This is a genomic window from Rhodospirillaceae bacterium (genome assembly GCA_018660465.1).
In the GTDB taxonomy this organism is placed as follows: Bacteria; Pseudomonadota; Alphaproteobacteria; order Rhodospirillales; family JABJKH01; genus JABJKH01.
Window position 1 is genome coordinate 1 of sequence record JABJKH010000102.1, and the last position, 9,769, is coordinate 9,769.

General features: G+C 49.5%; 7 protein-coding genes and 1 tRNA gene. 4 read left to right on the forward strand and 4 right to left on the reverse strand.

The genetic code is table 11. The features are described 5' to 3' along the window. Positions 1 to 8: 8 nt before the first annotated feature. Positions 9 to 1,697, forward strand: coding sequence for a PAS domain S-box protein (locus tag HOM51_17580; protein MBT5036328.1), 1,689 nt, complete (start codon positions 9 to 11; stop codon positions 1,695 to 1,697). Positions 1,698 to 1,752: 55 nt separating this feature from the next. Here HOM51_17580 and HOM51_17585 read toward each other — a convergent pair whose 3' ends face one another. Next, positions 1,753 to 1,938, reverse strand: coding sequence for a hypothetical protein (locus HOM51_17585; protein MBT5036329.1), 186 nt, complete (start codon positions 1,936 to 1,938; stop codon positions 1,753 to 1,755). Positions 1,939 to 2,327: 389 nt separating this feature from the next. On the opposite strand from HOM51_17585, the gene HOM51_17590 reads away from it, so the two are divergent. After that, positions 2,328 to 4,754: a methyl-accepting chemotaxis protein gene (locus tag HOM51_17590; GenBank protein ID MBT5036330.1), complete on the forward strand. Its 2,427-nt coding sequence runs from the start codon at positions 2,328 to 2,330 to the stop codon at positions 4,752 to 4,754. Between the two features lie 204 nt (positions 4,755 to 4,958). Here HOM51_17590 and glnA read toward each other — a convergent pair whose 3' ends face one another. From glnA to HOM51_17605, 3 genes are all read right to left on the reverse strand, one after another. After that, the gene (glnA, locus tag HOM51_17595) at positions 4,959 to 6,380 is read right to left on the reverse strand and encodes a type I glutamate--ammonia ligase (GenBank protein ID MBT5036331.1); all 1,422 of its coding nucleotides are present in this window, start codon (positions 6,378 to 6,380) and stop codon (positions 4,959 to 4,961) included. 69 nt (positions 6,381 to 6,449) lie between these two features. After that, a complete protein-coding gene (locus HOM51_17600; protein ID MBT5036332.1) occupies positions 6,450 to 6,788 on the reverse strand; it encodes a P-II family nitrogen regulator in 339 nt (112 codons plus the stop codon). Positions 6,789 to 7,004: 216 nt separating this feature from the next. Next, positions 7,005 to 8,171, reverse strand: coding sequence for a pyridoxal phosphate-dependent aminotransferase (locus tag HOM51_17605; GenBank protein ID MBT5036333.1), 1,167 nt, complete (start codon positions 8,169 to 8,171; stop codon positions 7,005 to 7,007). A 75-nt stretch (positions 8,172 to 8,246) separates the two neighbouring features. On the opposite strand from HOM51_17605, the gene HOM51_17610 reads away from it, so the two are divergent. Together HOM51_17610 and HOM51_17615 are read left to right on the forward strand one after the other, a co-directional pair. Further along, positions 8,247 to 9,407: an aminotransferase gene (locus HOM51_17610; protein ID MBT5036334.1), complete on the forward strand. Its 1,161-nt coding sequence runs from the start codon at positions 8,247 to 8,249 to the stop codon at positions 9,405 to 9,407. Positions 9,408 to 9,503: 96 nt separating this feature from the next. Then, positions 9,504 to 9,580, forward strand: a tRNA-His gene (locus HOM51_17615). Positions 9,581 to 9,769: the final 189 nt, after the last annotated feature.

Consider the following 9,769-nt stretch of genomic DNA (forward strand, 5'->3'; position numbering starts at 1 on the left):
AAGAGGCAATGGCAGATCATGCAGCCTTGCGTTTCAATCTGATCGCTATTTCAACTGTTGCCCTCGTCCTTGCTGTTGGTGCAACCCTCTTCACACTCTTGCTGGGACAGCGGGCGCACAGTTCTTTGACCAAAGCCCGCGATGAGCTAGAGGATCGGGTGGTAGAAAGGACTCTAGAACTTGCGAATAAAGAGGCACAACTCCGTCTTGCGATGGATAACATGCCCGGTGGTATGGTCTTGATTGATAGCGAACAAAATTTTTTGCTCTTCAATCAACAGTATTCGGAACTGTTCGATTTTCCGGATGATCTCATTGCTGAAGATAGACCGATACTTGATATGGTTAGTTTCCAGACTCTGCGTGGGGACTATGGCGGTGGCCGATATGTCAAAATCGTCAACGAAATGATGAAGATTTTTAGAAGTGGCGAACACCGCCAATATGAACGAACACTCGCGAATGGCCGCACCTTGGAAGTACATCTTGCACCAACACCAGATGGTGGCGCGGTTCTCGTTGCGACAAACATTACTGAACGCAAACAAGCCGAGGAAAGGCTTTCCTTTACCCAATACGCGGTGGACAACGCGGCTGATTCAGTGTTCTGGATTCGTCCCTCCGACGCCGGACTGGAATATGCCAACAATGCTGCTTGCCAGATATTGGGGTACTCGCACGAAGAACTCCTAAAGATGCAGGTCCCGGACTTCGACTTTACCTTTTCAGCGCAAAAAATGGACGAAATTGGTACTGCCCTGCAAAGTGAAAACTCCCTGACCTTCGAATCCCGTCATCAAACAAAGGACGGTCGCAACATTGATGTTTTAGTGTCGGTTAATTTGGCCGACTATTTGGATCGGCAATTGCTCATTGCCAATGTTAAGGACATCAGCGAGCGCAAAGAATCAGAAAAGAGGCTCCAAGATGCTTTCGACGTGATCTCTAGTAGTATCGAATATGCCTCTCGCATCCAACGCTCTATCCTTCCATACGAGACAATGCTCTCATCCATGTGTGCGGATCACTTCGTTATATGGGAACCGCGCGATGTCGTTGGAGGGGACATATATTGGTGTGAAATGTGGGGTGATGGGATGCTTATCATCTTAGGCGATTGTACAGGCCATGGGGTGCCCGGCGCATTTATGACACTAATCGCAACGGGCGCATTGGAACGAGCGAAAACGGAAGTTGTTGTTGGGGATGTCGCAGCGCTTATCCAACGCATGCACCAGTTGGTTCAGGAAATCTTGGGTCAACATGGAGAGCAAGGCGAATCCGACGACGGAATGGAACTCGGTGTCTGCTATCTGACAGAGAATATGGAAGAGATGCGTTTTTCCGGCGCAAGATTCGATCTTTTCATCGCGGACAATGGTGAAATAGAAACCATTAGTGGGACGAAAAAAGGGATTGGGTACAGAGGAATTTCCCCAGACCAGCATTATGATCTTTATGAATTGGAACTCAAACCGAGCCAGTCATTTTATATGACCTCCGACGGCTTGATTGACCAAGTTGGTGGCGAAAAACGACGGGGCTTTGGCAAACGGCGCTTTAGAGAATTAATCGCTTCAGTTCAATCCTATCCCCTCACAGAACAGAGGGAACATGTACTCGAGGCTTTGGCGGACTATCAACAAGACGAAACACGCCGTGACGATGTCGCCGTCCTCGGCTTTAAATTCGAGTGATGGGTTTTCAGTTATTCATTAGGAATTAATACGACGGGTTGCGTGTGGATATGCTTTAGACCGCGTCAAACCTTGCCTTGTTCTCGGCCATCCAATTCTCCATGTCTTCCTTCGTCTTGCTTGAATCATTCATGACATCTGCATGAGCCTCACCATAATGAGGTTTTAGGGCGTTCATCCAGTCTTCGAAGGTTTCACCCTGAGCTTCATGTTCGCAAAGGTCGCATTTTAGAGTTTTCATAACACTGTCCTGATTGAGAAGAGTAAGGATAAAATACCATAAGGTGACAAGATTTGAAGCTGTTACTGCAAATGGTATCACTTTCGATCCATCGTGCCCCTGACGCCGAAAGTCAATTTCAGCAAAAGGAATGTTTTGCCAACAATGTCCGCTCAATCGCTACACAGCTGACGTAAAACGGGACCGATGGTGGCTTTTGGTGGTCGGCGAGACGTGACATTTCCCCAATCCGTCGAATTCGCTAATTTTTGCAACTAATATCAGTTGGTCGCTCAATATTTAGAGGACTGATCTTTTATTACTCGAATTCCAAGTAATTTAGATTGAATTTTGTAAAACTGAAACTAGATAGGTGCTAGGTTACTTTAATCTCAAAACGGAGAGGTCCCATGCTAAATATGCAACTCAGCCGTCTCGTGCCAGCAATTATCGTGTTACTGACCTTACTTACGGGCGTAATTACTGGTGGGGTTTCCATATTCGTATCCGAATCTGCACTGCAAAAGTCTATAAATGATAAGTTACACGCTTTGGCAGAAACGAGGAAGCAGGGCCTAAAGAATTACCTTCACGCAATCGAACAAGACCTCAGGTCTATGGCTGATAATGTTGGTACGCGGGAAATGGTTACCGCATTTTCAAAATCATGGAAGAACTTGGGCGGAGAAGCGGAACAGAATCTTCAAAAATTGTATATTTCAGATAATCCAAATCCCACCGGAAAGAAAGAAGAGTTGGACGCTGCATCAGATGGCTCCGATTACAGCAAGCAACACGCGAAATTTCACCCGTCGGTCCGAAAATTTCTCCGTGAAAGAGGTTATTATGACATTTTCCTCTTCGATTTAGATGGCAATCTAATTTATACGGTATTTAAGGAACTGGACTACGCAACCAATCTTGCCACTGGAAAGTATAAAGACACCGGACTCGGAAAAGTTTTTCGGTCTGCATTAAATGGAAAATCAAAGGATTTTATCGCCTTTGATGATTTCAGTCCCTATGCGCCTAGCAACGGTGCACCGGCCAGTTTCATTGCAACTCAAGTTACCGGAAGCAATGGAAAAGCCATAGGTGTCCTTGCCTTTCAAATGCCGATCGATCGTATAAACAACGTCATGCAACAGCGGGCAGGTATGGGGGAGACCGGTGAGACATATATCGTTGGTAAAGATCATCTTATGCGCAGTGATTCACGCTTCTCAAAAGAATCAACAATCCTCAAGACGAAGGTTGATACCGCGACGGTTCGAGATGGCTTGGCTGGGAAGAAACCGGGTGTCAGAGTTGTTCCAGACTATAGAGGGATCCCCGTGTATTCCGCTTATAACTTTATAGACTTTAATGGGGTTCGCTGGGCCGTAATGGCGGAGAAAGACGAGGCGGAAGTTATTGCGCCTATAAACAGCCTGCGGAACGTAATTATTACGTTGGTTGTGGTGGTGGTTTTCGGCACTGGGATTATCGGTATTTTGTTTGCCCGAACTCGGATCATTTCGCCGTTAAATAACATTAAGTTGAATATTGATAAAATTGCCGATGGCGATGCGACGATACAAATTCCTGGCATTGAGCGTAAAGACGAAATTGGATCAATGGCGCGGGCTCTGACAAAAATTCGTGATGCAGCCGCAAATGCTGTCTTGTTACGTACGATGGTCGATAAGATGCCAATTAATATTCTGATGTGTGACCCCGAGAATTTTAACATCATGCTGCAGAATGAAACGAGCCTCAAAACACTTAGAACCATTGAACATTTGTTGCCGATTAAGGCCGATGAAGTAATGGGAAGTTGCATTGATGTTTTTCACAAAAATCCTGCGCACCAACGTAGCCTTCTCTCCGATCCCAATAATCTTCCCCACAACGCTAGAATTATGTTGGGCGATGAACACCTAGACCTGAGAGTATCTGCCATTGTTGATAATAATGACAATTACTTGGGGCCGATGGTCAGTTGGTCTGTTATCACGCAACAAGTCGAATTAATTAATAAGTTCGAATCCAGCGTTGGCGCAGTCGCGAATTCTGTAGGTTCCGTTGCTACACAGATGGTCGACACCGCTAAAACAATGGATAACGTATCGCGAGAAGCGAGGGACCGCTCCGCCACTGTTTCTGAAGCTTCGGAAGAAGCCTCTAGAAACATCCAAACCGTAGCGACCGCGACGGAAGAACTTACAAGCTCAATTCAGGAAATCAGTCGCCAAGTCACCCACTCAAGTACCGTTGCACAAGGCGCTGTTCAAAACTCTACGCAAGCCCATGAAACTGTACAAGGCTTGGTCCAAGCTGCACATTCCATTGGCGAAGTCGTTAACCTAATCAATGATATTGCGGAACAAACAAATCTTCTTGCTCTAAATGCGACCATTGAAGCTGCACGAGCAGGGGATGCGGGCAAGGGATTTGCTGTGGTTGCCTCTGAAGTAAAAAATCTTGCCAACCAAACAGCTAAAGCAACGGAAGAAATTGGCGTTCAAATTAATTCCGTGCAGTCTAGAACAGAGGAAGCTGCAAAAGCACTTGATACAATTGGGTCAAATATTGCCGAGATTGAAGAAATGACAACAGCCGTCGCGGCTGCGGTGGAAGAGCAAAACTCCGCCACTCAAGAAATTGTTCGGACTGTCACTGAAGTTGCAAATGGCACCCAAGAAGTTTCTGACAACATCTCAAAACTGTCAGATGTCTCTGCTCAGGCGCGTGAAGCCTCTTATAGCATCAATGATACCACCGGAGAATTAAACCAGAGTTCAGAGCAACTAAATTTGGCCGTGGAAGACTTCCTCAAGGAAGTACGCTCAATGTAAGTTAGCCAAAATATGATCAGTCGTCTTGCTGGTCTGCCGCCACAGTACCGACCAATACGACCAATTGAGCCTGTACGAGCAGACTTTCAAGCGGAACTTTCAGCCCGTCTGCTTTCGTTCAGGGAGCGGAAGGATAGGGGGCTATATTCACACAAAAAAAGCCCCCGGCGAACCGGGGGCTTTTTCCTAAAATTATCGTCCGACTTACGACGAGTAGTACATTTGGAACTCGACCGGGTGGGGGGTGTGTTCGAAGTTATAAACTTCTTCCCACTTGAGCTCCATGTAGGCATCAATCGCATCATCATTGAAGACGTCGCCTTTTTTGAGGAAGTCACGGTCTGCGTCCAAGGCTTCAATGGCTTCACGAAGGGAGCCACAAACTGTTGGAACGTCTTCCAGTTCTTCAGGCGGCAAGTCATAGAGGTCTTTGTCCATGGCTTCGCCGGGATCGATCTTATTTTGAATTCCGTCAAGGCCAGCCATCATCATTGCTGAGAAGGCGAGGTATGGATTGGCCATGGCGTCCGGGAAGCGGACTTCAACGCGCTTGCCGTTCGGTGAAGACGTGAACGGAATACGGCAAGATGCTGAGCGGTTACGGGCTGAATAGGCCAGCAATACAGGTGCTTCAAAGCCTGGGATCAACCGCTTGTAGCTGTTGGTCGTTGGGTTGGCGTAAGCATTGATCGCCTTGGCGTGCTTGATGATGCCACCAATGTAATGCAGCGCGCTATCAGACAGGTCCGCATACCCTGAACCGGCAAAGATCGGCGTGTCGCCGTCCCAAACCGATTGGTGGGTGTGCATGCCAGAGCCATTATCACCCGCGACTGGTTTCGGCATGAACGTCGCCGTCTTGCCATAGGTGTGGGCGACCATATGGACAACATATTTATAGATCTGCTGATGGTCCGCATTGTCGACCAAGGTGCCGAATTCCATACCAAGTTCATGCTGAGAGGGGGCAACTTCGTGATGGTGCTTGTCCATGGACAGGCCCATTTCCTGCATCACGGCAACCATTTCGCCGCGAAGGTCGTGGGCACCGTCTACCGGAGGAACCGGGAAGTAACCGCCTTTAACGCCAGGGCGGTGACCGAAGTTACCTTCTTCAAACATTTTACCCGTGACATAAGGGCCTTCATCGGAATCAAGTTCGTAAAAGCAGGTGTTCATCTGTACGTCGAAGCGAACATCGTCAAAAACGAAGAATTCAGCTTCTGATCCGAAGTAAGCTTTGGTGCCGATGCCAGTGCTGCCCAAGTAAGCTTCTGCCTTCTTGGCAACAGAGCGCGGGTCCCGGTTGTAGCTTTGACCCGTCGTCGGTTCCATGATGTCGCAGAACATGATCAAGTTCGGTTGTGCCGAGAACGGATCCATCACGGCGGTGGTCGGATCAGGAATAAGCGCCATGTCGGATTCGTTAATGGCTTTCCAGCCAGCGATCGACGAGCCATCGAACATAATGCCGTCTTCGAAGCTATCATTGTTAATGAAGCTGGAGACCATGGTCAGGTGCTGCCATTTGCCTCTGGGATCGGTGAAACGAAGATCGACGTAGGGGGTGTCGTTGTCCTTAATAAATTTCAGAACGTCGTCGGCGGTTTTACAGTTTAAAGACATAGTGGATTTTCCTTTTCTTCCCTTAAACTCGTTAATCGTAAGAATACTGATGGAGTGAATCTGAGTGCTCTAAATGGCTTCTACGCCACGTTCTCCCGTTCGCACGCGAATTGCATCTTCGATATTAGAGACGAAAATTTTTCCGTCACCAATACGACCTGTATAAGCTGCCTGTTGAATAGCTTCTACGGCCCGTTCAAGCAACTCATCATCAATGACAATCTCAATTTTGACCTTTGGCAGGAAGTCGACAACGTATTCTGCGCCCCGATAAAGCTCAGTGTGGCCCTTTTGGCGACCGAAACCCTTTGCTTCCAGCACAGTAATACCTTGCAGCCCCACGTCATGAAGGGCTTCCTTTACTTCGTCCAGCTTGAACGGCTTTATGATCGCTTCTATTTTTTTCATCGACTTAGGTATCTCCGGCGTTATTTCGTCTGTAGGCATTTGACCTTGTCATGCAGACGGACAAAATCACGAGGATTGCCTCGTTAGAATTCAATTGTCTAACGCACATCCTGTGCCAGTTTTAAATCCCCCAATTTTTGGGACTTTCTAAAAATCTATCGCTGTCATAGTGCACAAATAACAAGCAGTTGCCAAATTTTAAGGCGGTACTAAAAGCTATTTAGCCAAGCATTCGCGAATGCGTTCCATTGCCAGAATTATGTTTTCTCGGCTATTGGCATAGGAAAAGCGAAGATAGCCTTCGCCAAGCGCACCGAAACTGGTGCCTGAAATCGCACTGACACCGGCTTCATCCAAAAGCTTATCTTGCAATTCAAGCGAGCTAATTCCTGTTTCGGTGATGTTGGGGAAGGCGTAGAACGCACCGCCAGGTTCAATGCAGCTGAAACCCGGAATGTTGTTGAGTTCCTCAACGATGACCTTGCGCCGTTCATCAAATGCCAGGCACATGTCGTCAACGGGGGATTGTGACCCCGTCAGCGCTTCGATGCCGGCAAATTGAGTTGGCGCGTTGACGCAGGAATGGCAATTGATGGCGAGACGGGTTGCAGCAGCGATCAACGAAGACGGCCACAGCGAATACCCCAGTCGCCAGCCTGTCATGGCATAGGTCTTCGACCACCCATCCAGAATAATCAACCGATCCCGCATCGACGGATATTCTAACAAGCTCACGTGTTCGCGCCCGTCATACAGCATCCGGCCATAGATTTCGTCGCTCATGACGACAACTTGCGGGTGGTCTTCTAGGCCTTTGACCAGCTTGTCAAATTCTTCGCGCGGTACCACACCACCGGTGGGGTTGGCGGGGCTGTTGATGATCATCAGGCGGGTGTTGGGGGTGATATCGTCCAGGACCTGTTCGGCGCTGAACGAGAAGCCGCTTGATTCATGAAGTTGGATCGGCACCGCCTTGGCACCGGTAAAGTTAATCACCGATTCATAGATCGGGAATCCGGGGTTGGGGTACATGATCTCCGCCCCCGGCTCGCCAAACAGGGTAATCGCAAAGTACATGGTGACCTTGCCACCTGGGACAATCAGTACGTTGTTTGGGTCAACTTGAATGCCGCGATACTTTTCGATGTCAGCTGCCACGGCTTCGCGCAACGGCAGAATCCCGTTCGCTGGGGTATAGCCATGATGACCATCGCGCAGTGCCTTCACAGCGGCCTCGACAATGTTATCGGGTGTTTTGAAGTCTGGTTGTCCAATACCAAGCGTAATAATGTCCCGACCCGCGTCAGACATGGCCTGAGCCTTGGCCAAAACATCGAAGGCGGTTTCCGTTCCCAGGCGCTCCAGGGCTGCCACAGTCTGCATAGGTCTTTACTCCGAATTGGTGATCGTTCCGAATTTATGGTACAGAGCGCCACAAAGCGCAACGGAGAAGCACATATGAAGCCGGCGAATTCTATTCTTTCCAGCTATGGCATGACCATCTTCGAAGTCATGTCGCGGCTTTCCCAAGAGCACGAGGCGATCAACCTCGGCCAAGGCTTCCCGGATGAAGACGGGCCGGAGGACCTGCGCCGGGTCGCCGCCGATTGGCTGATCAACAATTCCAATCAATACCCGCCGATGATGGGCTTGCCGGATTTGCGTGAGGCCGTCGCGGTTCATAACAAACGCTTTTATGATCTCGACATTGATTGGCAGAGCGAAGTCCTGGTGACGTCAGGCGCGACCCAAGCCCTGGGCGCGTGCATGCTGGCGCTGATCGAGCCGGGCGATGAGGTGGTGCTGATTGAACCCTTATATGATTGCTATCTGCCGATGATCCGACGGGCAGGGGGGGTGCCTAAGCTGGTTCGTATTGAGCCGCCGACGTGGGAATTGCCCCGTGATGCTTTGAAAGATGCGTTTTCCGATAAAACCAAGCTGATCCTGCTCAATTCCCCGCACAATCCCGCTTCCAAAGTCTTTAATCGCGATGATCTGGACTTTATCGCGGGCTTGGTGAAGCAACACGACGCCTACGCTGTGTGTGATGAGGTCTATGAGCATCTGATTTTCGATGACCTGCCGCACATTCCGTTGATGACCTTGGACGGCATGCGCGAACGCTGCGTGCGGATTGGCTCGGCCGGAAAGACGTTTTCGATGACCGGATGGAAGGTCGGCTATATCACCGCCCCGCCGAACCTGTTGGCGCCGATCACCAAGGCGCACCAGTTCATGGTTTTTACCACGGCACCTAATTTACAAAAGGCGACTGCGGTGGGGCTCGGTAAGAAAGACGCCTATTTCCGGAGCCTGGCAGGCGACCTGCAAGCCAAGCGCGACCACTTGAAACAAGGCTTGGAGGCTGCGGGTATGGCGGTGATGCCGGTCGAGGGCACCTATTTCATGACCGCTGATTTCCGGCCCTTGGGGTTCAATGGCTCCGACGAAGAATTCTGCCGCACAGCCACGGTGGAGGCAGGCGTGACGCCCTTGCCCTTTAGCGCTTTCTACCAAGGCGGCGGCGTCGATCACTTCGTTCGCTTCTGTTTCTCGAAGCAAGACCACGTACTGGACCAAGCCTGCGACCGTCTCGCCAAATTTTTTAAAGCCTAGCCCGCCGAGTATGCTTGACGGCAAGAGGCCAGGGCATTACTAAAAGCTCCTCTAACCCAGACGCACACACTTATTTCGCGGCGTGCGTCTCCTGTGGTGGCTGTAGCTCAGTTGGTTAGAGCATCGGCTTGTGGTGCCGAGGGTCGGGGGTTCAAATCCCCTCAGCCACCCCAGTTTTTTCTTTTTGAATTCACAATTTTAAACCTGCCCCTTTACCTTGCCCCCTTACCTCTTCTGGAGGTGATGATTAAGAGCATCAGCCCAATGCTGTCACAATGTCTGTATTGAGGGGGTAAAGCGGATGGGGTGGATGGCTCCCGCCCACGGCATCAAAGTGCCAATATGGGAGTTGTTGATAACAA